Origin of the sequence: Streptomyces sp. MMG1121, assembly GCF_001280015.1 — a bacterium.
GTDB lineage: Bacteria > Actinomycetota > Actinomycetes > Streptomycetales > Streptomycetaceae > Streptomyces.
Window position 1 is genome coordinate 1 of the sequence record NZ_LGDV01000139.1, and the last position, 277, is coordinate 277.

General features: G+C 66.4%; 1 protein-coding gene. It reads right to left on the bottom strand.

Annotation, left to right across the window (positions count from 1 at the left end; genetic code table 11):
• Positions 1–246: acyltransferase domain-containing protein (locus ADK64_RS47175; RefSeq protein ID WP_324614399.1), on the bottom strand; the 246-nt coding region annotated here is incomplete at its 3' end.
• Positions 247–277: the final 31 nt, after the last annotated feature.

A 277-nucleotide genomic window follows, 5' to 3' on the forward strand; every position in this document is an offset into this window, starting at 1 on the left:
CAGCAGCCCCCCACCCTCGAACACCACATCCTTCAACGAACAGCCGAGTCGCTCGTCCACGGCCGCACACACCTCATCGAAAGCCTCCGCGAACACCGGGAAAGAGTCATACAGCTCACGCCCCATCCCCACCCGCTGCGAACCCTGCCCCGTGAACAACACACCCAGACGACCCAAGACCACACCCCCAGGCCGCACCACCGCGAGCCCCTCCCGCGCCTCCTCCACCGAACCCGCCACCACCACCGCACGATGATCAAAATGCGCCCGGGAGGTG